This window comes from Geobacillus sp. E263 (genome assembly GCF_007197795.1).
Taxonomy (GTDB): Bacteria; Bacillota; Bacilli; order Bacillales; family Anoxybacillaceae; genus Parageobacillus_B; species Parageobacillus_B toebii.
Genome location: NZ_CP041632.1, coordinates 2,117,833 through 2,143,301 on the forward strand (window position 1 = coordinate 2,117,833; position 25,469 = coordinate 2,143,301).

20 protein-coding genes and 1 pseudogene are annotated in these 25,469 nt (G+C 44.1%); 4 read left to right on the top strand and 17 right to left on the bottom strand.

Going from position 1 to position 25,469, the window contains the following annotated elements:
* Positions 1 to 57: 57 nt before the first annotated feature.
* The 8 genes and pseudogenes from FNL97_RS10855 to FNL97_RS10890 form a co-directional block, all read right to left on the bottom strand.
* Entirely contained in the window at positions 58 to 3,759 is a 3,702-nt protein-coding gene (locus tag FNL97_RS10855; protein ID WP_143415788.1) for a DUF6079 family protein, read from the bottom strand.
* A gap of 17 nt (positions 3,760 to 3,776) precedes the next feature.
* Positions 3,777 to 4,220 (bottom strand): BREX-3 system P-loop-containing protein BrxF, encoded by a 444-nt coding sequence (brxF, locus tag FNL97_RS10860; protein ID WP_172713576.1) that lies wholly within the window; start codon positions 4,218 to 4,220, stop codon positions 3,777 to 3,779.
* 436 nt (positions 4,221 to 4,656) lie between these two features.
* Positions 4,657 to 5,883, bottom strand: coding sequence for a hypothetical protein (locus FNL97_RS10865; protein ID WP_143415790.1), 1,227 nt, complete (start codon positions 5,881 to 5,883; stop codon positions 4,657 to 4,659).
* A gap of 366 nt (positions 5,884 to 6,249) precedes the next feature.
* Positions 6,250 to 6,944: pseudogene (locus tag FNL97_RS18730) on the bottom strand (zinc ribbon domain-containing protein).
* A 157-nt stretch (positions 6,945 to 7,101) separates the two neighbouring features.
* A complete protein-coding gene (locus FNL97_RS10875; protein WP_062679207.1) occupies positions 7,102 to 7,512 on the bottom strand; it encodes a hypothetical protein in 411 nt (136 codons plus the stop codon).
* On the bottom strand, positions 7,509 to 8,198 hold the full coding sequence (locus FNL97_RS10880) for an ABC transporter ATP-binding protein (protein ID WP_062679206.1): 690 nt from the start codon (positions 8,196 to 8,198) through the stop codon (positions 7,509 to 7,511). Before FNL97_RS10880 ends, FNL97_RS10875 begins: the two co-directional genes overlap by 4 nt.
* A gap of 2 nt (positions 8,199 to 8,200) precedes the next feature.
* On the bottom strand, positions 8,201 to 9,499 hold the full coding sequence (locus tag FNL97_RS10885) for an ABC transporter permease (protein ID WP_143415791.1): 1,299 nt from the start codon (positions 9,497 to 9,499) through the stop codon (positions 8,201 to 8,203).
* 13 nt (positions 9,500 to 9,512) lie between these two features.
* Complete coding sequence (locus tag FNL97_RS10890) at positions 9,513 to 10,631, bottom strand: ABC transporter permease (RefSeq protein ID WP_143415792.1); 1,119 nt, start codon at positions 10,629 to 10,631, stop codon at positions 9,513 to 9,515.
* Positions 10,632 to 11,254: 623 nt separating this feature from the next.
* Between FNL97_RS10890 and FNL97_RS18505 the strand changes: the two genes are divergently transcribed.
* The 3 genes from FNL97_RS18505 (at position 11,255) to FNL97_RS18515 (ending at position 12,324) form a co-directional block, all read left to right on the top strand.
* Positions 11,255 to 11,581, top strand: coding sequence for a helix-turn-helix domain-containing protein (locus FNL97_RS18505; RefSeq protein WP_286173359.1), 327 nt, complete (start codon positions 11,255 to 11,257; stop codon positions 11,579 to 11,581).
* Positions 11,582 to 11,674: 93 nt separating this feature from the next.
* Positions 11,675 to 11,866 (top strand): winged helix-turn-helix domain-containing protein, encoded by a 192-nt coding sequence (locus tag FNL97_RS18510; protein WP_286173360.1) that lies wholly within the window; start codon positions 11,675 to 11,677, stop codon positions 11,864 to 11,866.
* A complete protein-coding gene (locus FNL97_RS18515) occupies positions 11,797 to 12,324 on the top strand; it encodes an IS630 family transposase (protein ID WP_286173361.1) in 528 nt (175 codons plus the stop codon). Before FNL97_RS18510 ends, FNL97_RS18515 begins: the two co-directional genes overlap by 70 nt.
* Before the next feature lie 424 nt (positions 12,325 to 12,748).
* Here the strand turns inward: FNL97_RS18515 and FNL97_RS10900 are convergent, their stop codons facing one another.
* From FNL97_RS10900 to FNL97_RS10915, 4 genes are all read right to left on the bottom strand, one after another.
* Positions 12,749 to 13,264: a hypothetical protein gene (locus FNL97_RS10900; RefSeq protein ID WP_143415793.1), complete on the bottom strand. Its 516-nt coding sequence runs from the start codon at positions 13,262 to 13,264 to the stop codon at positions 12,749 to 12,751.
* A complete protein-coding gene (locus tag FNL97_RS10905) occupies positions 13,261 to 14,514 on the bottom strand; it encodes an AAA family ATPase (protein WP_015863610.1) in 1,254 nt (417 codons plus the stop codon). Before FNL97_RS10905 ends, FNL97_RS10900 begins: the two co-directional genes overlap by 4 nt.
* A 294-nt stretch (positions 14,515 to 14,808) precedes the next feature.
* Positions 14,809 to 16,029 (bottom strand): IS110 family RNA-guided transposase, encoded by a 1,221-nt coding sequence (locus tag FNL97_RS10910; protein WP_143415794.1) that lies wholly within the window; start codon positions 16,027 to 16,029, stop codon positions 14,809 to 14,811.
* 622 nt (positions 16,030 to 16,651) lie between these two features.
* Complete coding sequence (locus tag FNL97_RS10915) at positions 16,652 to 17,878, bottom strand: YeeE/YedE family protein (RefSeq protein ID WP_143415795.1); 1,227 nt, start codon at positions 17,876 to 17,878, stop codon at positions 16,652 to 16,654.
* A gap of 200 nt (positions 17,879 to 18,078) precedes the next feature.
* Here FNL97_RS10915 and mscL point away from each other — a divergent pair, with 200 nt between their 5' ends.
* Positions 18,079 to 18,474 carry a large conductance mechanosensitive channel protein MscL gene (mscL, locus tag FNL97_RS10920; protein ID WP_143415796.1) on the top strand — a complete coding sequence of 132 codons (396 nt, stop codon included), beginning with the start codon at positions 18,079 to 18,081 and terminating at the stop codon, positions 18,472 to 18,474.
* Positions 18,475 to 18,609: 135 nt separating this feature from the next.
* On the opposite strand, the gene FNL97_RS10925 is transcribed toward mscL, so the two are convergent.
* The 5 genes from FNL97_RS10925 to hutG all read right to left on the bottom strand — a co-directional run bounded on the left by FNL97_RS10925 (position 18,610) and on the right by hutG (position 25,248).
* Entirely contained in the window at positions 18,610 to 19,176 is a 567-nt protein-coding gene (locus FNL97_RS10925) for a 2'-5' RNA ligase family protein (protein ID WP_044742070.1), read from the bottom strand.
* A gap of 362 nt (positions 19,177 to 19,538) precedes the next feature.
* On the bottom strand, positions 19,539 to 20,813 hold the full coding sequence (gene hutI / locus FNL97_RS10930) for an imidazolonepropionase (RefSeq protein WP_143415797.1): 1,275 nt from the start codon (positions 20,811 to 20,813) through the stop codon (positions 19,539 to 19,541).
* Between the two features lie 18 nt (positions 20,814 to 20,831).
* Positions 20,832 to 22,490 carry a urocanate hydratase gene (gene hutU / locus FNL97_RS10935; protein ID WP_143415798.1) on the bottom strand — a complete coding sequence of 553 codons (1,659 nt, stop codon included), beginning with the start codon at positions 22,488 to 22,490 and terminating at the stop codon, positions 20,832 to 20,834.
* A 295-nt stretch (positions 22,491 to 22,785) separates the two neighbouring features.
* The gene (locus FNL97_RS10940; protein WP_143415799.1) at positions 22,786 to 24,264 is read right to left on the bottom strand and encodes a helix-turn-helix domain-containing protein; all 1,479 of its coding nucleotides are present in this window, start codon (positions 24,262 to 24,264) and stop codon (positions 22,786 to 22,788) included.
* A gap of 6 nt (positions 24,265 to 24,270) precedes the next feature.
* On the bottom strand, positions 24,271 to 25,248 hold the full coding sequence (gene hutG, locus FNL97_RS10945; protein ID WP_143415800.1) for a formimidoylglutamase: 978 nt from the start codon (positions 25,246 to 25,248) through the stop codon (positions 24,271 to 24,273).
* Positions 25,249 to 25,469 lie beyond the last annotated feature (221 nt).

Below are 25,469 nucleotides of genomic sequence, written 5' to 3' on the forward strand. Positions count from 1 at the left end.
ATCAAGAAGCGATAGTTGTTTTTCTGGTTGTTTTTCGTTCAATGCTGTCTCCTCCTTTTATTTCTTCACAATAATGCGCACGCGCTCCGGCTGGTTGTTGCCGACAATCGCTTTCATTAACATTTCAAAGTTTTTTCGTGCTTCACTGATCGTTAACGGATTGCCGTCGCCCATCATTTTGATAAGCTGTTCTACATCAATTTCTTCTTTATGAATTCCTTTCAGCAAATCATTAATGATTTCCAACAAGCCAATGTTAATCGGTAAATCAAATTGCTTTTTGTTGATGAATTCTTGGACGAGTTGTCGTTGCTCTTCGCTTAACAATGAAATTCCTTCCTGCACCATCGAATCGTTAAAGTTTGTTAACAGCGTCTCGGTCCAAGTATTCAACAAATCATCCAGCCGTTCCTCTAATTGTTCTAATGAATATCGCTGTACCATCAATTCGTCGTTCGGATTGAACTTGCAATGCGGGCAAATTTGCTGATGCTCTAGCTGTTCGCGAGTTAACTGATAGCAAGCCTTCAGCGCTTGAATGTTTTTTACCCACTCATCTAATGCCTGACGCGGCAATAAGTCGATTCTTGATGCTAACTCTTTTAATGCCAAATAACGTTTATCATTTAACAGCGCTTTTTTCTTATTTTCCTCTGTCGCGTTTAGCCGCGCTTGATGATGCAACTGCAAATAATGATCAATATATTCTTCTTTCAATTTTTCTAACTCACGAATTTCATCTATGCAATCACCGTTTTCTTTTAGCGCTCCCGCGAGATTGGTTAGCGCGATATCGACATTTTCGGCCCAATTTTTATTTGCTTTCATTATGTGGAGCGCGGTTGATAAGTAATTCACTATTTTCATACATTCATTGATTTTTTGCTCCAACTGCTCCAATTGTTCAACGACCGCTAAGTTTTCTTTTTGCTGCTCGATTTCTAGAACGCCATATTTTAAGTTAGTAAGCTTCGCGCGCGTATTGTATACTTGAAGGCCTTCTAAAAACGATTTTAGGCTTTCTAGCTTCGCGATATACTGTGCCCGCTCATCGTTTGAGAATAACGGACCGTCCCAAATTTGAAATTGATGGCGTACATCGTTTATCATTCTTACGGTTTTGTCCAACGCTTGTTTAGCGCCGCTAATTATTTGCCTAATGGCAAAATCAAGCCAATTTTGATCGGTCACATTTCCTTTTGGAACGTCAAACATGTCCACTAATGCATGAATCGCCGCGACCGGAAGACCGCTTGGCTTTTTAATATGGCTAAAATTCGTCAATTTACTTAAAGGAAGTTTAATAAATTCCGCAAAGTTCATTGCTTCGTATGTTTTATTGTCTACCGTTACAACGATTTCCCCCTGCTGGATAAGAGCACCTAGTACAACAACGAGCAGTTCCGGCTCCATGCGGAATTCTTTTGTTAGTCTTATATCTTCCGTGCCTTGCGCCGTATAAATGGTTTCAATCAGTTCATTATGATTCAATACTTGCCCGTGTCCTTTTTCTTCAAGTTTTTCTATCACCCAGCGGGCATAGCCAGAGTTGCGGACGTTAATTTCTCCTTTTTGGTCCAATAGCACCAATCCGTTTAAAATGGCTTCCCCTTGGCTTGTTTTTCTTCCGTTCAAATAAGAAAGAGCATCGCTGACGTATGTCGCTAAATTGTCTTTCGTTAAATACGTTCTTTCTAGTTTTCGGAATGACGGATAATCGCTGTACTTTTCTTCAAACCATTGGCTTAGCAGCCCTTCCGCCACCGTGTCTACCAATTCAATCAATGTCGCGTTACCAGGAAGAAACATGCCGAATTCAAAAACAGACCCTTTTTTGCCACGGTATTGAATTTCAAACGCATCGACAAAATGATCTTTTAACCAAGCAGTAAGGCGTTTTAAATAATATGAAACCTTGTTTAAATAAAGATGCTTTGTCGTTGACGCATCATTGCTCATTTCTTTTGCACCGCCGTATAGCCGCAATAAACGGACGAACTCATCATCTTTTTTCGTCATCCGGAAAAATACTTCATCCGGCTTTTCTTCATCATGGAATTTCGGCGGTTCAAACGGCTGCAGCATATAAATGTAGAAATCACGTTCCGGCTGGGCAGTGGAACGTTCATTTGGCGCCCCGAAAAAGATATATCCTTGTCGTTTGACGCGGCGAGCCTCCCACGGAATTTCATGCAGCCAAATTTTATAGCCTGTCACATATGGATGGTCAAGCACTTCCATTGCCTGTTTTAGTACGTCAAAATAGTAGCTGTCCAATTGATTATCGGTTAACTCTTCGCCGCGTTTTTCAATCAGTTCATCCACAGCAATATCTTTTTTGATATCTAGATAATATTGTCCGTTTTCCTGGTTGGCGGAAATATATTGGAAGCTGACAGCTGTCATAATTTGTTTTAAAACAGACTCAATCGTTGTTCGCAAAAAGTCAGCTGGATTTTCTTCATCCATATCTAATAGCGTACTAATGTTTAAAAATAGCTTATCCCTTAGCTCTTCTGATGTTAACCCGATCGGTGCATTTAGATCATCGGTAGTCAAACGATAGACGGCAAGCGCGTCGATAATGCGCAACGCAGCTGGTTTATATGCAGGTCGTGTCAAGCCGCTTTGCACTTTATCTTTCAACGTCTGAACTTTGCCCATGACCTCTCTAACATTCGGATTGCTTCTTAACGACGAGTCTTCTTCAATATATTGCCAGTAGCTATCAAACGAAATGATCCCTGTTTCATTTTCCGGCACTTCTTTTGTCATCAGCTTGCGGATTTCTCTGCTAATCGTTTGCAATACAACACGTTTTTCAGCAATATTTACTTTTTCAAACGTTTCTAAGTATGCCGGATGAATTGGGAATAAATTGACGTACGTCTCCATATTTTCACTAAGACCATGGTAAAGTGGCGTAAACTTGCTTAGGTGCTCGCGAATTAACGCTTTTTGTTTTTCATCTTTTTTCAATAAGCGTTCTGACACCACGTAAGCGATGTCTTCGCGGACAATACGCACTTCTTGGAAACGTTCTTTAACGCGACGTAAGGAATCAGCAACAAATTGGAATTTCGGATTATCAAACAGCATTTCTTGAATGCCGGCAATAAAGCGTAGACGGGTTTTGCTGCAAACTTCTCCAAATTCGCGTAAAAAGCCTAAGTCTAAAGTAAGTTCTTGCTCTTTCCGCCCCCGCAAATAGTCTAACAGCTCGTCTACGACAAGCATCAGGCCGTGTTCAGGATATTGTTCATGGAATAATTCCATCATTTCGTAAAGCATATCTTTGTTATTTGTCACTTCGTTAGCTTTTGGAAATGTATAATCAATTCCTAAATTAGCCAGCCCTTGCTGCAATGCCTGGCAAATAATGTCGCGCAACGACATCGAGACAGCACCAATTTCTGTTCGGATGACTTTAAATTTCCCTTCAATTTCCTTTGCTTTCTTTGCCACCTGCTCGTTTTTAATATGTTCGCTTGCACCCGGCTGCTCGGCAATGGTAGAGATGACACTCATTAAGTGCGATTTCCCTGTACCATAGTTTCCAACAATCAACAACCCTTTGTTATCGACCATACGATCAAACTGAATGTGCTCAAGGATGATTTCGTCCAACTGTTCTGCCATACGGTCTGAAATAACGTATGTATCAAGCAAATGGAACGCGCGCTCTTTATCATCCGCATCACGCAGCTGTACAACAGATTCAATCGGTTCGAATTGGATTAAATCACTATATCTCAGCATATAGAATGTTCCCCCTTTTATACAGTGATGACGATCCCTTCAAAATCGCTACAGGTAAAATATTCTGGATGTGCAGGTATGGCGTATGTTAATGATTTTCCATCATATTGCCCAGGCCAGCATACGATTAGTTTGAAACGTTTGCTTAAATTCTCTAACAATCTTATCGGATGTTGTTGCAATTGTTTATCGAATAAAATTTCCATATCCCCGAGACAAAATGCGGTTTCTTCATATTCTTCCATCCACTTGTTTAATATTTCTCCGACTTGCAAAGGGTAGCTCGCCTTAGGAATGTTTTGCAGTTTTTCGCTTAAGTGACGATTCAAGTTCAAATAAGGAACATTAAGCATTTTTGATAGCGATTGACCTTCTTCGTTTCGTAAACCGACGAGAAAAAGCAACTTATACCATCGGGATTCTAACGCTGCCCATTCTGCTTTAATTTTATGCATGTCCATAATGATTACCTCTTCACACATATTCCCTAAAATATTTTCGTAAAAAACAAAACATCCGTATTCTATCAAACTTTATTATACTTTACATTTTTATGCGATAACAGGGTGATTCTATTTTAATATAAAAAGAGTCATTAAACAGCCCGCAAAACTTCATTAGCACAGAAAAAAATCTCCCTTCTGCAGCATAACAAAATGCGCGGGATGGTGTTATCCTTCATTTATTGTTTGATTGGAAAGTGGAGAAACCAACTCACCTTCTAATTTTCTTCTTTTCGTTTCCTACGCAATCCAAAGCAAAATGAGCAAGCCTAAAAAGCCAGCGGCCGCGAAAAGCCATTTAAAAAGAAACTGGCTCCTTTCTCGCGTTTCAGCGATAGCAATAAGGAAGCCAGTTTTTCTTATGATAAGATAAACAGTATGAAACAAGCTAAGGCTAAATAGACGCCTCATTCCTTACTCCTCTTTTCCACTCATCCAAAAACGCGGGCAGCCGGCTTTGGTACGGAACGATGACGCGCTGGTAGTAGGTTTCCCATTCTTTTGGCTGCTTAAGAATATTTATATAAACATGGCGGATTTCTTTTATATATTCCATCGCATGACGGTACGCTTTGCGGTTTTTTTGCGCAATAAACGCTTCTGCTTTTTGCTTGTAGTAAGCAATCATCTCAAGCGGATGACGCTCGTGTAAGTAGCGTTCATAGACGATGCGGCGAGAGTACACAGCATAAGACGCGTCTCTTGTCACATAGCGAAGGAGTTCTTGGCTATTCCCTTCTTGATAGTCAATTTCCGCTTTTATAGAGGAGTAACGTGGATCGCTAACAAATGAATACAATTCTTTCCTCACTGCTTCTTTTTCGCTTTTCTCTGCATAAGAGATGGTTTTCTTATACAACTCATAAGAAGGACGGTGTTGAAAATATCGTTTTAATAGTTGAAGCGCCTTTCCTTTTTCCCCTATTTGATCGTAGTGCCGAAATACGTATTCATATAATGTATCTAAAGCTCCTTGCCCTTTTTCCAGTCCTTGTTCCGCGATATCGAGCGCTTTTTTCACTTCTCCTTTGCGGTGCAAAAATTGGACATAATCCCAATAGTCGCTTCCGTAAGTTAATTGCTGCATCCGCATTAGTTCATATGTATCTTCATCCCCAAGCTTGTGCTGATAAATTTTTAGCATGAGCGATTGATCATATTTGCTGTTTGACCGCTCCAAGTACGATAAAATAAGGTGCCAATGCGCTTCTTCACAGGCGATTTGTTCAATCCAGCCCCATATATCGTCGTCAAATCCTGAATTTCCCTCGAGGTATTGTTCCATCAATTCGTGAATCATTTCTTCCCTGCATTCATCCGGCAGTTTCCCGTCTTCAAGCAATGAAAGAACATGTTCCATATTCTCATACGCACGATATTCCTCCTCTTGCGGACCGCCGCCATACATATTAAACTTGGAAATAATGTCTATCGTTTCTGCAAATTTGTCACGGTACTCGTGATAATATTTCTGTGCTAACTGTTTATCATTGAGATACCCTTTTTCCTCCAAAAACTGGAGCGCTCGCTCCTTTGCTTTTTTGTCAAGCGCAATTAGGCTCATCGCGAGCTCAATCATATCTCGATGGGAAACACGCTTCAAAATCGCGCGAATATCCATAATTTCAACTCCTTGCTTGTTTTTTCATAGTACACTTTAGTACCAATACCATCGACAATGGCTTATGACAAAAACGAGCATGGTTCTAAAACAAGCAAATTCGCAAAAAAGAGGTTGAACAGTAGTTCCACGCACCTGCTTTGCTGCGCAGGAAAACAGTAAACCCTCATTCTACAGAAAACAAGGATGGACGGTAAAAAGAAACCGGCTTCCTCCTTGCACACTACCGAGGAGGAAGTCAGTTTTTTCGATGATAAACAGCACAAGACGATCGGCAGTTCTCTCCCTATACTATTTCTAACTGCAAATCATGGAGCACATCTAAGTCAACTACCCAACGGCTAAAGCCGTGGGCTTGCAACTAGCCTAATTGGCTGCCGCGTTCGGCTGGTTGACAGCAGCCCTGCGGATGTTTTCCGCAGCCACGTTGTCGGCAGGGGCAGCGTACCCACAAGCTCGACAACAAAACTGATCCCTTGACGGTCTGTTTTCTTTGGCCACATGTCCGCAAACCGGACAGGTGCGGGAAGTATTTTTGGGATGAACCAATACCACCGGCACGCCAGCGATCGCCGCTTTATACTCATGATAAAAAGACCAAGAAGAGTGTTGACGACGCTGTTGCTTTTTAACCGTTTTCTCGGTGCGTTGGCGGATGCCCTTTAAATCTTCAAGGGCAATGCCGCATCCGAGTGCCTTTGCCTTTTCAACAATCTTCTTGCTAATGCAGTGGTTCACATCACGGGCAAATAGTTTTTCCTTCTTGGAACGCCATACACGATGGCACCGGTTTCTTTAAAGTTATGCAAGGTTTTTTTATCCAAACGATAGCTTTCCGACACTTTGCCGATGGCACGAACGGTCATTTGGGCAGAGAGGCCAAATTTTTCCCTGACGTCATAGTAGCAAAGCCGCTGGATTTTCGTTTTGGAAAAGGTTCTGGAGCGAAAAGCAATCTCGCTAATATAGTTGCATGCTTGGTTAAACCGTTTCATTGTTTCCAGCAGCGCATGAAACTGTTCAAGAGTTGGCATTAATTTAATCTTGAGAGTGCAGAGCATTCTTGATTCACCTACCTTTCTAAATCCAGTGTACTTATATTGAACGAAAAATTCAATATATACTAAAAATATAAACCCCGCCTTCCTCCACAGCTAAAGCAGTGGGCTTCCGGCGGATGTTCTCGTGAACATGCTCTTAATGCATTGCAAAAGCAGTCTAGCTACTTTTCATTCTTAAAAGATAGTGTCCATCCGTTTCTTTATTGATATAGTATTTTGCCATCCATTCTCCTTTGATAGGTTTCACCTTCAGCGTTTTAGCAAAAGGAGTCCCCGCCTTCACTTCCCCTTTTTCAACCAGTTTGCCGTTAGGGTTATATAATGCATACTTCAAGCTTCCTTCCCGCAAGTCAATACGATGTTCGATGAGCAGTTGATCAAATTTGTTTTTGTTGACATTAATGGTCGCTTCAAACACATGGTATTGTGGTTCGTACTCCTCTGGGAGAAATGTTCCCTCGGCTGATGATTCAAAATTTTGCTTATTGTAAAAAGCATAATACCATCCACTAAGTATAATCGCTGTCATAATGACCGCAATGACAGACCAAATTCCTTTTTTATTCATTGTCTTTCCCCCTTCGTGTCTGATTGGATTTGTCCATCGACAATTCGAACGATTCGTTTCGTATAAGAAGCAACTTTTTCATCATGTGTGATGACAATAATGCATTTCCCTTCTTCGTTCATTTGGCAAAGAAGTTCCATCAGCCTCGCTCCGTTTTCTTGATCCAATGCACCTGTTGGTTCATCTGCAAGCACGATATCGGTTTCTGCCGCCATTGCGCGTGCAATGGCCACTCGCTGCTTTTGCCCTCCTGACAACTTCGAGACATTCTTTTTTCTTAAATCGGCAATACCAAGTTTCTCTAAATAATAATCCACTTTTTCTTTTATCTCCTTTTTACTTATATCCCGCTTAAACAGCGGAAGAGCGACATTCTCAAAAACGGTGAAGTTATGCATGAGAGCAAAATGCTGAAAGACAAAACTGATCGTTCTGTTTCGAATTTGGCTGAGTTCTTTATCACGCAATGTTGTTACATTAATCCCATTAAGACGATAAATGCCTTCCGTTGGCACATCCATACAGCCAATAATATTTAATAACGTAGATTTTCCTGATCCGGAAGGACCCATAATAGAAACGAATTCACCATTATGCACCTTTAGATCAATGCCTTTTAACGCAACGGTTGTGTACTCATCTTTCCCGTACTTTTTCGAAATCTTCTCCAACTCAATGAGAGCCATCGTTACTCTCTCCCTTCCACCAACTCCCGTAATTCCAACTTTTTAATGTTCCATAATGGAATAATGGCTGAAAATAGTATAATGAATATAGCGATGATCGCTACTTTCCCATACAACCACCATGTAAAGGCCTCTAACCGGATGTTATAGCCTAAAAAATCATTATTGACTTCGGTCAGATAGCTGACGATGACACCGATGACGGCGGAAATTCCTATAAGGAAAAACAGTTCCATGATCAGCATGAACGAAATATCTCGTTTGCTCGCCCCTGTCACCATCATCACACCGAATTCATATTTTCGTGCACGAATCGATGAAATTGTTACAGAAATCACACCGATCAAGGTCACTACGAGAAAAAATGTTCCGATAGCTAAAGCATAATGATTGCTTTTACGGGTATTCTCTTGATAAGCATCAACATCTTTTCGAACAGTTTGCAAAACAGGAGAAATCCCTAATTCTTTCCCCTTTTTCATAATAGCTGCTTTAACGTCCTTAAATTGTTTTTCAGAATGAAGCTGGATGAACGTATTATGTAATCGCACGGCAACACTGATCGGTCGGCCCTCTCTTTGCTCTGGAAAAAAAGGAGCGACAAAAAAATGATCCAAGTTGTCAGCGGGACTGACAAAATAGTCATTTCCTGACAGCCATCTACTTCCCTTTTCAAGTATCCCGACTACTTCATACGTCACTTTAATGGTTTTTTCTCCTGCACCGGCTTCAGCTTTAAAACGGTCCCCGATGCGAAAAACATCACGATAATCGTATCCCACTAAAACAGGGATCACATCGTTGTTTTCTTTTTGGAAATCTGCTTCTTCTAACATTCTTCCCTTTATAACGACAAACTTTGTGAACAGGCGATATATATCATAATCGAAATAAATAATGCCTGAACTCTCAATATCATCTTCTCTTCTTGTCCCCGCATACAATTGCTTATTCCGCTGTTGATATTTTTGCCATTTGGGAAAATCTTGAGGTACGATGCTAGTTGTGTTAAATGATCCGTATCCTTGGATTTCTGGTAAACTTTTTATGTATGTTTCTAATTGCCGAAACCGCTCCGCAAACCACTGAGTATCATCCCCATCCGGCATCGTCAACTTCACTGTCTTATACTCATCCATCTTAGAGATGGAAAAAAGCTGTTTTTCTTGATAGTTGAGCGTATCTATGGTAATTAACGCATGGTTAATCATCCAAAATGAGACGACAAGCTGGAGTGCCATCAACAAGATTGATAGTTTTCTTTTTACAATGGATGAAAAAGCAATCCTCGCATATTTCATCGTTCTACCGCCTTTATCTTCTATTCATCACATCAACAGGTTGTATTTTAATCGCTTTTATCGCCGGAATAATAATAGTTAGCACGGCTGAAAGCACAACAAATAGAACCGCTGTAGATAGATGGGTAATGGAAATATCGATAGGATAATCAATCCATTGTTCAATAACACGGTTGAATACCAGCTGTATCGTATATCCAATAATAACGGATGTACTGGAAATCAAACACATCTCCCAGAAAAGCATGGAAACAATATCATAATTACTATAACCAAACGCCTTTTTGATACCAATTTCATACGTTCTTTCTTGAATCCAATAAGAAGTAAGATTAATGGCATTCACAATGGCTAACAAATAAATCATTACCATCAACGAGAGTCGTTCACTTAGCTCAACATGGAACATTGTATTACTCATGTAAGGCGAAACGTCCATTTGTGCTTCAGGAAACAACTGTTCCATATTGTTTCGAATAATTTTTTCATCCGGATACGTATCCTTAACCGGGTTATGAATGGTCAAATGTAGCTGTTTCGTACTTGTTAATTTATTAATTGTATCAGCAGGAAGAGACGTCATTGGAATAACCACTTGATAATCAATCGCCCTTGTCTTTTTTCCTTTAACACCAATGATTCCAATTACTTTGTATTTGTCACGCCCTGCCATGAGATATTGCTCGCTACCTTCGATAATAACATCTTCCATTCTTTCTTTCCCAACAAGCGCTACTTTTTCTCCTCTTCTTACCTCTTTGATCGTAAAATACCGCCCTTGCATTAAAGGAAAACGTTCTACCACTTCTTTTGTCCAATATTCCGGCGTAACCGCCATCATAGCATCACGATGGGGCAATGTGACATCTTCCAAAATAACCCCTGTTTGTGGATCGATACTTTCAAATAGTTCCAAGATATGCTGCCAATTCGGTTCTTTGGCAAAGGTAATGTCTACGCTTACGGCATGCCGCGGTTGGTAACGCGCCTGTTCTTGCTCAAGAAGCTGAGAATAGTTAATACTGGAAATTCCTACTGAAATCATCAACACCGACAACGACAAACCTAACACAATAAAAAAAGTGGTAATGGGATGTGCTTTTAATTGATTTTTGATAGAATAGAAAATCACAGATACACCTTCTCTTTTAGATTTTTATTCAATTTCATCACTCCCCCTAAACTTTAAAATGAACGGCCGGCCGACTCACCCTTACTGTATCAAAATGAACAAGAAAAAACATCCGTATTTACCGCAAATTTGATTGCGGAAAATACCTATTTTTTCAGAAAACAATGACATAAATTGTAATATAGTGTAAAATTTTGATAAAAATATTGGTTGGAGGTAGATATTATGAACCAAAACTTATGGAATGTTCTGCAAACACTACTAGAAAAAGATTCCATTGGAACAACGGAACTTGCGTTAGCAAGGAGAAGTTAAACCCAGAAGTCTTCTCAGCATTAGTGGAGTCTCTGCAAGATGGATGGAGATCAACAGGTATCAGATAAATATTGTCGGAAGAAGCGAAATAAAGACTTTTTGCAAAATCATTTGTCCACTAACTGCATGTTTCACCCATGAGTGGCAAAACGCTTGTAATGGACAATGGAGAGACTTGCATTGGTCATAGAGTATTATTTGTCCCTTGTAAGACTATATAAATTCGGTTTGAAATTCCGACACTTTTAATCAACCTGTATTCTTGTCTATACTGCTCCTAAACGAGTAAAAAAGGAGCGGATTAATCAATGAAGAAAAAAGGATTACAAATTACGAACGATCACGGTTGGACGATCGAACGTCTTCAGGAACAGGAAAGAGCCATGAAAAAAGCAAACATGGCAAAACGAATTGCAGTCATTCGTCTGATTATGCAAGGCTATTTGGGGATCCAAGCCGCTGAGCTCTTGAATCTCCACCGTGAGACCGTTTCGATTTACGTGCAAAAGTTTAATCAAGGTGGGATGGAGGCGTTATTAGAACATCGATACGCCCCCGGGCAGAAAGCCGTATCTGTCTCCGGACGAAGAACGCGAATGAAGAAAGATGCTGGAAGAAAGCACTCCTGCCGATGAAGGATACGGCATTGAAACGGGCTGGAATACCCGGATTATTCAACATGTGTTAGAAGAGAAATTTTCTGTCACCATGTCCCGTGGCGGTATGATATGCTTCATCGATGGGAATTTCGCTATACACGCCCTGCGTATACCCTCAAACGGGCCAATCCACAAAAACAAAAAGAGTTTCAACAGGAGATGGAACTCATAAAAAAAACTTGTCCGACAACATGGTCATCATCTATGAAGATGAAAGCCATATTCGGGATTACCAAACTCTACGGGCCACATGGAGTGTGAAAGGGCGCCAAAAACAAATCCCTGCGTATGGACATCACGCAACAGTCAGCTTATTAGGCGGTGTGAATATCAAAACGGGGGAATTTCACTGTATGGAAACCAATCCATGCAATGCACAGGCTTTTCTGCAATTTCTCCAATACACCTTGGACCAGTATCCGGACAAACATGCCGTGATGGTCTTGGATAACGCAAGAATTCATCGCGCCAAAATTCTTCAGCCTTTTCTACATGAGCACGAAGAACGGTTGACTTTGATATTCTTACCTCCGTATTCACCGAATTTAAATTTGGTCGAACGGATTTGGGGATGGCTGAAAGAGAGCGTGATTGCCAATCGGTTTCATGCCAATCGAAAAGAGTTGCGGGAATCGATTGTTTCGTTCTTGGAGCATCTCACTCAATTTCCAGAAAAAGTGTTCCCACGCATTGGACAGATAGTTATGTCGGAAAATTAATCTGAAACTATAAAGATCGCGCATCGCCATTTGGAATGCTCCTTTAAAAGCTGTTTCTGCTATTATGATAAACTAGTAATTTTTACCTTATATTTTACAAAAATAACGACGAAACGTCTAATAATTCTTAAAAAAGAGTGATGCAAAAAGCCTATTGGATACATCCATAAAAAACACCACCTCTGCAGCACAACAACATGCATGGGATGGTGGACGTAATCGCTTCCCTTTTCTGTTTAATAATCGAATAACAAAAAAATTTGCTTTTCCCTCCCTCGTTGTCCATCAATATGTATCTGCCTTAATAATAAAGTCTATTTGTGAACGCAGGCTTGCACTGAGGGTGATTTGTGAAAATGTTCATATTTTATTTAGGCGAAATGACAACGGAAGGAATCGATAGAGGAAAACAGGATTTTTCTTTTTATGATCTTCGTCTCCTTGGCACTCTTGTTGGTTTTGCTGGTTCATATGCTTTTAGCCCTTCGTCGCCGGTAAGAATTTCGACTTCCCATCCATTCACTCTTGCGTAGTATTCAGCGACTGTTTTAATCGTTGCATCCCCAATCGATAAACGCTCAGACGCTTGCTTTGGCCATTCGGAAATGAGTTTATGCAATTCATCAGCTGTCCATAACTCTGCTTGCTCGGAAAATTGCGCCCAAGGAGACTCTTTGTCTAACGCCTTTTGTATAATGTGAACAAGCTTTTTCGCGCATTCATATCGTTCTTTTGCTGCTTGGGCAATATGGTTGCCTGTTTCAATGATCGTTGCCAGCGGAAGGACAAACGTTGCCCCACGTTTCTCTTCTTCCGTCAAAAGCTCGTTCACACGCCTGTAGTCCCAAATGTTCCCTTGCGCGCCGCATGTTTCTTTGCCGGGAACTTGCAACCAGCAGCATAAAATCGACGTATCAATGACAAGGATTTTTCGCTTCACCGCTCCTCACTTCCTTGCCACGACAGCGTTTCTTCGATTTCTCCTTCTGCTACTAGCTTGCCAATCGATCCACCTGCAAGAAGCTTCGGCAACGATTGAATATCTTCTAATGGTGTCAATTCACTTGCCCCGTCCTCCATCGAACGATGAGCAACAATAATAAACGGGATCATTTCTGGCCCTAACTCATCGAGTAACGCTGGATTGTGTGTTGTCATTAAAATATCAATTTGTCGATCGGTGCCAATTTCATTTAACATATCAATTAAAATTCCCGCACGGGAAGGGTGTAGGCCATTATCAATTTCTTCGATCACAATAAGACTTCCTTTCGGACGGGTCAATAATGCCGTCAAAATTCCGATAAAACGTAGCGTGCCATCCGACATGCCGCGCGCATCGACAATCAACTTTTTGTCGCTTCCCGGCCATTGCTCTTCACAGTACAGCATCGCATCTGTTTTAAAACGGCCGACCGGCTCCGCCCAAACTCGCTGGACATCTCCTTCCGGAAGGCGGGAGACGTATTTTGAAAGCAATTTTTCCATTTGTTTCTTTTCTTCTTTCGGCAATGCCGCCAGCACTCCTGCTACATTAGAGGCATTGCTCGCAAGGCGGTTGGAAAACGGTTTATAATCACGCATCAAAGCAGGAGCGGGATCTAATATAAAAACATTTTCCAATGTATGCACAACAAGTTGTATAGCTTCATCCACTTCAGGATGTGTTTCTTGGTTTTTTAATTGGCTAATAACCGATACAGAACGTTTGAACGGTTTCTTTTTTGGGCGTCTTCCATTATAAACTGAAGCAGCAACCGTTGGGCTGTCTTCCTCTGCTGTAGCAGTGAATAATTTTGTCCGTTTGTTCATTTTTCTGTCTATTTTCACTAATGACTCTGAAACAAGCTCCACATCGGATTTTGTACTCACTTCAATGCTATAATGATAGTCTGTTTCTTCATCGCCTTCGATGACCGCTTCTAATGTAAAAGAAGAATGTGGATGCTTAGCAGCCCATTCAACACCACCGCGTATCGCTTGAATATTCGCTTCTAAAAGAAGAGCAGAATCTCCCGATAAAATCGTCTGTAGCTCTTTTCCTTGTACCACTCGGCTCAAAAAAGCGATACCGTCCAACGCATTCGATTTTCCGCTTGCATTCGTTCCAATCAAAACTGTTAACGGATCAATGTATAATGTTGCATTAGAAAAACTTTTCCAATTTTTGTAATGAACTTCTTTCAACATTCGATCACTTCCTAATCAAACTTCCATTTATCAAGTAGGTAATCCAGAAAAATCATTGTCTAATAAAAAACACTTATAATTAGGAACGATCCATACTTACAACCTAATTACAAGAAAGGTTTTATTGAAAATTATACCATATTTCGAGTATTATTAAAAGAGATAGGTTGTCTCCTGCTCCTTTCCTATTTCCTATCCTGAAAACACCATTTAAGACAAAAAAACGGACCCCACCTAGCCTTCGGAATCGGATTCCAAAGGAAGGTATTTCAGTATATATATGGTTAATAAGTGCTATGCACTCGTTTTTTCCAGTTTCACTTCGTACCCTAACCCCTCTAATCGTTTCACCGTTTGACGCACGATGCGCGCTTCTCGCTGCCGATCCCAGTAGTCGGCTCCCAACTCTCTATACGGTTCCTTTCGAGTTAAGATATAATAGATCATTTCTAAAATCGTTCTCCCGACCGCGACACTCGCTCGATTCGCTCCTCTTCGTTTGGCGATCCGATGATACTTGGCCGATAGGTACGTGTTCTTCGTTCGGGCGGCGGCACGGGCGCATTCCACGAGGCACGACCTCAGCTTCTTGTTCCCTTTCCTCGTTCGACCTGACAACCGTTTCCCTGCACTCTCATGATTCCCGGGAGCCATTCCGGCCCATGAGGCCAAGTGCGCGGCGGTAGGGAACCGGCTCATGTCCGTCCCGATTTCCGCTACAATTTGTTCCGCGCTTTGCCGCCCCACTCCCGGGATCGTATCGATGAGCTCCAGCGCTTCATGAAAAGGGCTCGTTCGTTCCTCGATTTCCCGATCCAACCGGGCAATCGCTTCATCTAAATACTCCACATGACGCCATTGCTCGGCCAGCATCATGCGTTGATGCGGCCCCATCACTCCTTTCAATGCGCGCCGGAGCTCTTCCGTTTTTTGTTTCAGCCGCCCTTTGGCGAGCTGGGCGAGGGCCGCCGGATCGTCCTTTCCTTCGATAAGGGCGCGAATGATGAGCCGGGCCGACATCCCGTTGATGTCGGATACGACCGAAGAAAGCTTGATATTGGCTCCTTCCAGCACTTTTTGGATGCGGTTGAGCTCCCGTACCCGTTCCTCGATCAAACTGCGCCGATAACGGACCAGTTCCCGGAGCTCCCGCTGAGCCCGATGAGGGATGTAACTCCCTTTTAGCAATCCATGGCGAAGCAAGTCCGCGATCCATTCGGCATCTTTGACATCGGTCTTTCGCCCGGGAACCGCTTTGATGTGTTGGGCATTGACGACAAGCACTTCGATCGGCTCTGCTTCGAGGAGATTATACACTGGCTTCCAATATACGCCCGTCGACTCCATGGCAACGTGCGTCACCTTTTTTTCTTTCAGCCAATCCACCAACTCCTCGAGATCGTCGGTCAGCGTACCAAACGTGCGAATCTCTTTTCCTTCAGGGGTAAGGGCGCAAGCCGTAATCGATTGCTTATGCACGTCCAATCCGCAACAGCGTTCATACAAGACGCGCATCGGTCTCCCTCCCTGCTTCGTTCTCAAAAACAGCTGGTGCAGCAGTCTTTGTTCAAGCATTCTATCCTGCGTGCTTCCCTCAAGGGAGCGACATTCCGTGGTGCACCAGACTACTGGGGTCCGTCTATATATCGGACTTTTACGTACCATAGATACAACGACCTCATGACCCCAGCTGCAAGGAGACCATTCGACAGAAGGTTGTTTTCATCCTTCCGATGGTGACGAAATTTTTTTGTCATGGGAGTCTATATATTTAAACAAGGTGCGATGCGTTGCATAAACAACAGCAAGCTGTACAAAATGTTGACTCGCTAGGAATAATGGAGTCAATATTAGTACCGCTAGTTAATGCATAGTAGAGAAAATCTGCAAAAAATCTCATCCACGGGATATCGGCAAAAAGAAACCGGCTTCCTCCTTGCACACTACCGAGGAGGAAGCCAGTTTTTTCGATGATAAACAGCACAAGAAGATCATCAATGCTCTCCCTATACGTTTTCTAACTGCAAATCATGCAATACGTAATTTTTCTTCGTTCATCTAGAAAACAGATCGAAAACCGCAAAAGCTGATTTAAAAAAGAGAAAGCGCCCTCGCGCTTTCTCTTTTCCGTCCTTTTTCAGTTTTTATACGCACAATACGGACGCAGTTTGACGCCGATGATGCTGCCGAGAAAGGCGAAGACAAACCAAATCCAGCCGTGGACGCTGAAAGAGGCGATGCCGCTGAAGTAAGCGCCGATGTTGCAGCCGAACGCAAGACGAGTGCCGTAACCCATCATCAATCCGCCGATAAGGGCGCCGATCGTCATGCGCGATGGGCGCTTCCATTGAATCGGTTTTGCGTATCGTCCCGCAAAGGCCGCGGCTAATAGCGCGCCGAACATCAAGCTAATATCCATTACTGTTGTTGTGTCTTGATATAACGGGCTTTTTAGCGCCTTTAATTTCGCTGGATCCTGCCAATATGCCCACTCGGTTGGATCGACGCCAAACAATTGCACGAATTTCGCTCCCCAAAGAGCGAACGCGGAGGTAATGCCCCACGGTTTGCCGTTGATCATTAATACAAGAGCATTCATAACGGCGAGTAAAAGCGCGCCGACAAGAAGCGACCATGGACCTTTATAAATCACTTTCCAGCCGTTTTTGTTTTCTATTTTCGCTGAAATCAGCTTTCCGTGACGGCGTTTTTCGATAACGGTCACAACGTAATAAACGAACGCCAATAGCACAAGTTGAAGGAGAAAGCCTCCGACAGCGCCAAGTTGATGAATGAGTGAAATTGGCGCAAAATGCGGTGTATTCATCCAAAAATCAAAATGAGTCGTCGCAATAACAGAACCGGCGATAAAACCGATTAGTGTCACAATTCCGTTCGTATCTCCGCCGCCGATATGGTAAAGCGTCCCTGAAGCACATCCGTCGCCAAGCTGCATGCCGATTCCGAAAATAAACGCGCCGACAATGACAGAAATGCCGACATCATGAACGTTTCCCGCAACCGGATGACCAAATATCGACCCTTTCAACAATAGCGGCATGAAGAAAATGCTTGCTACTAACATCATAATCATTTGTGCGCGAATACCTTCACCTTCACGATACAAAATGAATTTGCGCCAAGCGGTCGTAAAGCCAAAACGAGCTTGATATAACACGAAACCACCAAAAGCTCCTAACACATATAAAAGCGCTTGTTGCCAAGAAACGCGGCTATATAAAAACAAAGCACCACCGATTAATGCGACTAACGCTACGGCTATAATAAACGAAGTCGGATTTTTCGGGGCGTTCGTTTCTTGTTTTACTTGTATATTCGTTTGTTTTTTCACAACAATATCCAACTTATCTTCCCCCTTTACTTTGATAAATTAATAATACAATAAATTTGATGGATTTTCTAGGGCTTTTGTTTGTAAGTTTCAACGGTCAATAATGCTATACAAATTAATTTGTTATTTTATTAAATCAAAATGACTAGAATCTGATCAAACTGATATGTTATATTTTCTTTGTACGTGAAATTCAAATACAGGGTGATTTTATGTGGAAAGAATTTAAAGAATTTGCCATGCGTGGAAATGTCGTGGACTTGGCTGTCGGGGTCATTATCGGCGGCGCGTTCGGCAAAATCGTTTCTTCGCTCGTCAATGACATCCTGATGCCGCTTGTTGGCTTGTTGCTGGGCGGTGTTGATTTTAGCGGACTGTCGTGGAAATTTGGCAAGGCCGTGGTGAAATATGGCATGTTTATCCAAACCGTCGTTGATTTTCTCATTATCTCCTTTTCAATCTTCGTTTTTGTCAAAGTGTTGAATAAGCTGTACTGGCACAATAAAAAGGAAGAAGAAATCAAAGATACGGCGCCGGCTTTAACGAAGGAAGAGGAACTGTTGATGGAAATCCGCGATTTGTTGAAACAGCAGCGGGAAACGCAATAAGGGAATAAAATGGAAAGAGCCTGCCCGATAAGTGTAACGAGTTCCGTTTTAAAATGCAATTCCCATTATTCCATACGAATTGAATAGTATTGTCAGGGAAAACAACAAAAAGCTCGTCACATTGGCGAGCTTTGATTATTGTTTAATTGTCTCGTTTTTTAACTTTTTAGAGAAAATAATCGAGGTACGAATGCATTTTTCATTTTTATATTCCAATTCAATTAGAGCCACTTCTTGGATATGAGCATGTATCGTTTGAATATTGTCTGCGCAATATCGGAAAGTTCTATGGAATTGTTCTTCTGTTAAATGGTTTGCAATTGTGCAATGAGGAATCCATCTTTCTGGAAGATACAATGAAGAAGGATTGTCATTGTAACTCTTAAATTTCTCATGGTAATTACGATGCCAATCAAATAAAACCTTTGTCGGTGTAGGGGAAAGAAATATTGTCCTCGATTGTAAGAATGTACCTAATGTGCTAAGTGTCACAGGAATTTGGTCTGTTTCATGAAAAAATTCATCCATAAGCTTCATAAACGGCTCTTTTTCAAGTTCCTGATAAGTTGCGATTGTAATATGAGGTCTTCTATTTAATACTTCTTTTGAATAATAAGATAGACCTCTTTCATATAATTCATTCCAAATACTGTTTATTTGGTTTTCAGTTTTTTCATCAAATAAAGCAATTACTCCGTACATACTCCCACCCCTAATATAATGTCCGCTTCTAAATATAACTGTAACGGTTTATTATTTTTCTAATATTATAACAGTTTTATCATAAGATTTTTTGCTAATATTAGAATAATCCCTATTATACAACAATAAAAAATTGACGTGCTAAAATGGATGTCAGTTAGCACGTCATTTTCATATCATTTTTTATTTTGCACCTCAAAAATGGAACCTGTTACGATGATGGACAGGCTTTTTTTATCAGTACCCTATCGGCGTGGCGGTCATAGGCGTCCAAATCGTCCGCTCAATCCAAATGGCTAATCACTTTGGAAATGCTGATGGAAAAGCACGCGCTAGAAGCGCGTGCTTTTAGTTGCCAACGCCTAGTAACAAAGCCTCCCGCTTTTCACCACCACCCGGCCGTTTTTCACGACTGTATCGGTATGGTTCATGCCGTAGTGGTAGATGAGCTGCATATAATTCGGGACGTCGAAAAGGACCAAATCGGCTTTTTTCCCGACTTCAATGCTTCCGATTTCGTGGCCGCGGTTGATCGCGTGCGCGGCGTTGATCGTGACGGCCGCCAGCGCTTCGGCAGGGGTCATGCCCATCTGCAGGCAGCCGAGGTTCATGATCAGCGGGAGCGATACGGTTGGCGAGGAGCCGGGATTGCAGTCGGTGGAAAGCGCGACCGCTGCGCCGGCGTCGATGATCTTGCGGGCATTGGCGGCCTTGGTCATCAGGAAAAACGCCGTGCCCGGCAGCAGCACCGCAATCACTCCTTTTTCCGCCATGCGGCGAATGCCTTCGTCCGAAGCGCGCAGGAGATGGTCGGCGGAAATCGCCCCGACTTCCGCGGCCAGCTCCGCGCCGCCGTACGGCTCGATTTCATCGGCGTGAATTTTCGGCATCAGCCCGTACGCTTTTCCTGCCTCTAAAATGACTCTTGCCTGTTCTGGAGTGAACACGCCGCGTTCACAAAAGACATCATTGAATTCGGCAAGCCCGAGCTCGCTTACTTTCGGAATCATCTCTTCAACGATGACGCGGACAAAGCCGTCAGGATTGTCTTTCCACTCGGCGGGCACGGCATGCGCTCCCATAAACGTGGACACGACATCGACGGGATGGGTTTCATCGAGCTGTTTCGCCACCGTCAGCTGTTTGACTTCGTGCTCAATACTCAAGCCATAGCCGCTTTTCGCCTCCACGGTCGTGACGCCGTGAAGCAAAAACTGATCGAGCCGCCGCTTGCTTTCTTCATACAATGTTTCTTTCGATGCTTCCCGAGTTGCTTTTGTCGTCGCGTGAATACCGCCGCCGGCGTTCATTATTTCCATGTATGTCGCCCCGCTAAGACGCATCGCGAATTCGCTTTCACGGCTTCCCGCATATACGAAATGCGTGTGCGGATCGACAAGCCCCGGTGTCACCGTTTTCCCTGTCGCATCGACGATCTCCGCTTCCGCGATTCGCTCTTGAAATTGCTGCGAAAGCTCCTCGTCCGTTCCAACAGCGGCAATTTTTCCGTCTTCCACCCAGACGCTGCCATTTTCAATGATATGAAGTTCGTTCATTTTCTCCTTCACAAGCGGGGCCGTGGAGCTGCCGGCCAGCGTCACGAGCTGGCTGGCGTTGCGGATAAACAGTGGGCGCATGCGCCTTCCTCCTTTCGTTTATTTCAGCATCGGCATATGGATGCCTTTTTCTTTCGCCGTTTTGATAGCGAGTTCATAGCCAGCATCAGCGTGGCGGACAACGCCAAGGCCCGGGTCGGTCGTCAAGACGCGCTCGAGCCGTTTTTCCGCTTCTTTCGTGCCATCGGCGACAATGACCATTCCCGCATGAATCGAATAGCCCATGCCGACGCCGCCGCCATGGTGCACCGATACCCAGCTTGCACCGCCAACCGCGTTAAGAAGCGCGTTTAAAATCGGCCAGTCGGCGATCGCGTCACTGCCGTCTTTCATTCCTTCCGTTTCGCGGTTTGGCGAGGCGACAGAACCGGAATCCAAATGATCGCGGCCGATGACGATCGGCGCTTTCAGCTCGCCTTTCGCCACCATGTCGTTAATGATTTTGCCAAATTTCGCCCGTTCGCCGTAGCCGAGCCAGCAGATGCGCGCCGGCAGCCCTTGAAACTGGATTTTTTCCCGCGCCATGCGGATCCAGTTGCACAAATGCTGGTTGTCGCTGAATTCGCGCAAAATGACTTCATCGGTTTTGTAGATGTCTTCCGGATCCCCTGACAGGGCCACCCAGCGGAACGGCCCTTTCCCTTCGCAAAAGAGCGGACGGATGTAGGCGGGAACAAAACCTGGAAAATTAAACGCCTCTTCCACTCCTTCATCTTTCGCGACTTGGCGGATATTGTTGCCGTAATCGAATGTCACTGAGCCTTGTTTCTGCATGGCGAGCATCGCTTTGACATGTTCGGCGATCGATTGTTTGGCGCGGCGGATATACTGCTTCGGATCGCGCTGGCGCAGCTCAGCCGCTTCCTCGAGCGTCATGCCCGCCGGAATGTAGCCGTTAAGCGGATCGTGGGCGGACGTCTGGTCTGTCAACACGTCCGGAATAAAGCCGATTTCGATCATTTTCGGTAGCACTTCTGCCGCGTTGCCAAGCAGGCCGATCGATAGCGCTTTTCCTGCTTCCTTCGCCCTTTTCGCCATCTGGATCGCCACATCGAGACGATCGGTCATCGTGTCTAAATATTTCGTGTCAATGCGGCGCTGGATGCGGGCTGGGTCCACTTCGACGGCAATGCAGACGCCGCCGTTTAACGTGACGGCGAGCGGCTGTGCTCCCCCCATGCCGCCAAGACCTGCCGTCACCGTAATTGTTCCTTTTAGCGTGCCGCCATAGTGCTGGCGCGCCACCTCGGCAAACGTTTCGTACGTGCCTTGCACGATGCCTTGGCTGCCAATGTAAATCCAGCTTCCTGCCGTCATTTGGCCATACATGATTAATCCTTTTTTATCAAGTTCGTGGAAATGATCCCACGTCGCCCAAGCAGGCACAAGATTCGAGTTGGCGATTAACACCCTTGGCGCATCCGTGTGCGTTTTAAATACCGCGACTGGCTTTCCCGACTGAATGAGCAGCGTTTCATCGTTTTCTAAGTTTAATAGCGTTTCGACAATCGCCCCGTAGCACTCCCAATTGCGCGCCGCTTTGCCGATGCCGCCGTAGACAACCAAATCTTCCGGGCGCTCGGCCACCTCTGGATGTAAGTTGTTGTTCAGCATTCGTAACGCGGCCTCTTGAATCCAGCCTTTCGCATGCAAAGTAGAACCGGTGTATGTTTGCACCGGCCGGTGTTTCGTTGCCATCGTGATCCCCTCCATTTTTCCTTTGTTTTTAACCAATAAAACTTGTCAGCTTGCCGTTAGGATGAATGTCGAATAAGAGACGTTTTTCGCCGTCTCGATGGTCCGACTTAATCATTATTCTTTTTATTTATCAAGAATTATAAGATGAAAGCGGTTTCTGATATATGCACCCCATTTTTGAAATCGTATACAAACTTTTGAATTTCTTCCCCAATGGTGAAATGAAATGGCCATCTTGCATCATTTTCTTTAGATTTTTTTTATTTTTTTAGATTTATAAAAAAGAACCGCTCGATCATTGCGGTTCTTTGCGCTGTTCATCGCGGTATTCGCTTGGCGTCTTCTTCGTTTCTTCTTTAAATACGCGAGTAAAATAGTGCGAGGTGCGAAAGCCGGTTTGATGGGCAATCTCTTTTATGGACAGCTCCGTCTGGGCAAGCAGGCGCTTTGCCTCTTTTATTCTCGTTTGCGTCAGCAGCTTACGAAATGAGATACCGTATTTTTTCATTAACAAATGGCTGTAATACGCTGGACTTCTGCCGACAGCCGCGGCCACTTTTTCAAGCGTTAAATCGGGATTGCGAAAATATTCTTCAATATAGCGAATCCCTTTTTCAATCACATCGGCGCGCGCCTGCTCTTCCGCCTCTTTCGCGCGATCGAGAAGCCCATAGAGGAAAAGAAGCATTTCCTGCACAATGCGGTATAAGACGCGATTGTATAAAATCTCATGAAAAATGCGCATATAGTCGCGTTCCGTCTCGCCACGATCAAGGTGATACGTTTTCATAAAGCGGCGGATTTGCGCCAATATGCTCGTCAGCCTTGTCCGCACCATTTCCGGGTTGGGAAACGGCGTCGGCATATGCAAAAATTCACGCTGCATCCACGTTTTGATGGCCTGCTTGTCAAACCGGTGCAGCATGTCAATCCATTTCCGCTGCTCTTCCGGCGTTAGAAACGGGTCGAGTTCCTTCCATCGTTCATATTCAGGAGCGGGGGCAATCACCTGGCGGTACCCGATAAAAAATGTCGTTTCCAATAAGCGGCGCGCCGTTTGATATTGCGCACGCACCGTTTGACCGCCATCAGGCGGCAGCGCGACGACTGCCAAAGGCTCCGTGCACTCCGCCTCCCAGTCGCGCAGCAGTTTCCATGCCTCTTCTTTCATATCGCCCGATACACCGGAAAGCAAACAGACGACCATATTCGACAGTGGCAGCACGCGAGTCGGATAACGAAACGGATATTGCGTTAAAAAGGAAACAATGTCCCGCCATTTATTTGGATTTTCTGTTTGCAGGAGCAATAGCGCCACATTTGCCGCTCCCACCTCTTCGGAAAAGAGCGAACGGTACGAATAGCGTTCCGCATCGTTGGAATGGAGCGGATGAAGGCATTCTTGACGGACGAAGGAAGACACCGCTTTTTTTAGGCACTGCTTCAGCTTGGCTGGCTCGAGCGGTTTGACGAGCAAATCGACACATTGCCATTCAATCGCCTGTTTCGCTCGGGCAAACGTTGCCTCGGCCGTAACAGCAATCGTTTTTTGGCAAAACATCCGCACGTATTTCGCCATTTCCTCCCAATCGTCATGGGAAACCATGTCCAATTCAATATATAACAGCTCTGGTGTTTCCTTCTCTAATATCCTCATTGTCTGCTCGACGGTATTGGCGGTATAAACGTGATGAATAGGCAGCGAATAGGCGGAAACAAGCCAGCGGATCGCCGCGCTCTCGTTTTCATCCCGCTCCGCGATCAATAGTTTCATCGGGCTTCACCGACCTGTCGCCGCCCGCTGGCGGCGGTGGAAATGAACGAGCGCTTCCATGCAGAAGGCGGCCGCTAATGCAATCGTTTTTCGATTTTCATCGACAAGCGGATTCACTTCACAAATATCGAAACTGATCGTTTGCGGCTTGGAAATAATATAACGAAGCAGGGCGCGGACGATTTTTGGATCAAGCCCGAACGGCGAAGGCGCGCTCACTCCCGGCGCCGCGCTTGCACTCAACACATCCATGCAAAGCGTCAGCACCAGCACGTCATAGTTTTTGCTAAAATCGCCAATGATTCTATACGCGCGCTCTAGCGTTGCCAACGTCAATTCTTCTTCAAGCATGTACGTGCAGCCGTATCGCTTTGCGGTTTCAAATAACGCCGCCGTGTTGCCTAGTGTCTGAATGCCGAGGCAGCAGTATCCCACGTTTCCATCTTCATCTAATATTTGCCGAAACATCGTCCCCGACGACGGACCTGTTTCGTATGGCCGCATATCAAAATGGGCGTCAATGTTAATAATGCCAAGCTTCGTTTCCGAACCGACCGCCTGACGAACACCGAGATAATGCCCGTACGCGGTTTCATGTCCGCCGCCGATGACAACCGGCGTGATGCGATGGCGAATAAGGCGCTCTACCGCCTGTCCCAAATGCTTCTGGCTGTTTTCTAGTTCTTCCCCATCACAAGTAATTTCGCCCGCGTCGTAAAGTGTTGCGTCAGACGACAGGTGCCACGGCAAGTTCGCGAGCGCTCTTTTTACTTCCACCGGCGCGTGATACGCTCCTTGCCGCCCTTGATTGCGGCGGACCCCTTCATCGCATTGGAATCCTAATAAAGCAAAGGCGTTTTCTGCCTGCGTCTGTATTTGTCCTATATCAAGCAGACGAATTTTTTGATGGACGCGAAAACTTTTCTCATCGCTTTCGCTGTCGATCCGCCCTGTCCATCTCTCCTTGTCCGGCTGTTTGTACATAAAACGAGAACCTCCCTACTTTCTTTATGCTTTTGCACGACACCAACGTCCTGAATTAGTCATCGCGTTGATTCATCTATATCGGGATCTGATCCTTATCCCCGTCTCGTAAATGATGTCCCTTCTTCCTCTTTCTCTCCCACTTCCCTTATTTCCTTCTTGTTTTGCCGCCTATTTTTAGTGTTCTTTATACGAAAATAATAGGATTGTTTCTAATAACT

Bases quoted from the DNA above. Each gene is read 5' to 3' on its own strand.
- FNL97_RS10855 (WP_143415788.1), bottom strand. From the start codon at position 3,759: ATGCTGAGATATAGTGATTTAATCCAATTCGAACCGATTGAATCTGTT.
- brxF (WP_172713576.1), bottom strand. From the start codon at position 4,220: ATGGACATGCATAAAATTAAAGCAGAATGGGCAGCGTTAGAATCCCGA.
- FNL97_RS10865 (WP_143415790.1), bottom strand. From the start codon at position 5,883: ATGGATATTCGCGCGATTTTGAAGCGTGTTTCCCATCGAGATATGATT.
- FNL97_RS10875 (WP_062679207.1), bottom strand. From the start codon at position 7,512: ATGAATAAAAAAGGAATTTGGTCTGTCATTGCGGTCATTATGACAGCG.
- FNL97_RS10880 (WP_062679206.1), bottom strand. From the start codon at position 8,198: ATGGCTCTCATTGAGTTGGAGAAGATTTCGAAAAAGTACGGGAAAGAT.
- FNL97_RS10885 (WP_143415791.1), bottom strand. From the start codon at position 9,499: ATGAAATATGCGAGGATTGCTTTTTCATCCATTGTAAAAAGAAAACTA.
- FNL97_RS18505 (WP_286173359.1), top strand. From the start codon at position 11,255: ATGAAGAAAAAAGGATTACAAATTACGAACGATCACGGTTGGACGATC.
- FNL97_RS18510 (WP_286173360.1), top strand. From the start codon at position 11,675: ATGCTTCATCGATGGGAATTTCGCTATACACGCCCTGCGTATACCCTC.
- FNL97_RS18515 (WP_286173361.1), top strand. From the start codon at position 11,797: ATGGTCATCATCTATGAAGATGAAAGCCATATTCGGGATTACCAAACT.
- FNL97_RS10905 (WP_015863610.1), bottom strand. From the start codon at position 14,514: ATGTTGAAAGAAGTTCATTACAAAAATTGGAAAAGTTTTTCTAATGCA.
- FNL97_RS10910 (WP_143415794.1), bottom strand. From the start codon at position 16,029: ATGCGCGTCTTGTATGAACGCTGTTGCGGATTGGACGTGCATAAGCAA.
- mscL (WP_143415796.1), top strand. From the start codon at position 18,079: ATGTGGAAAGAATTTAAAGAATTTGCCATGCGTGGAAATGTCGTGGAC.
- FNL97_RS10925 (WP_044742070.1), bottom strand. From the start codon at position 19,176: ATGTACGGAGTAATTGCTTTATTTGATGAAAAAACTGAAAACCAAATA.
- hutI (WP_143415797.1), bottom strand. From the start codon at position 20,813: ATGCGCCCACTGTTTATCCGCAACGCCAGCCAGCTCGTGACGCTGGCC.
- hutU (WP_143415798.1), bottom strand. From the start codon at position 22,490: ATGGCAACGAAACACCGGCCGGTGCAAACATACACCGGTTCTACTTTG.
- FNL97_RS10940 (WP_143415799.1), bottom strand. From the start codon at position 24,264: ATGAAACTATTGATCGCGGAGCGGGATGAAAACGAGAGCGCGGCGATC.
- hutG (WP_143415800.1), bottom strand. From the start codon at position 25,248: ATGTACAAACAGCCGGACAAGGAGAGATGGACAGGGCGGATCGACAGC.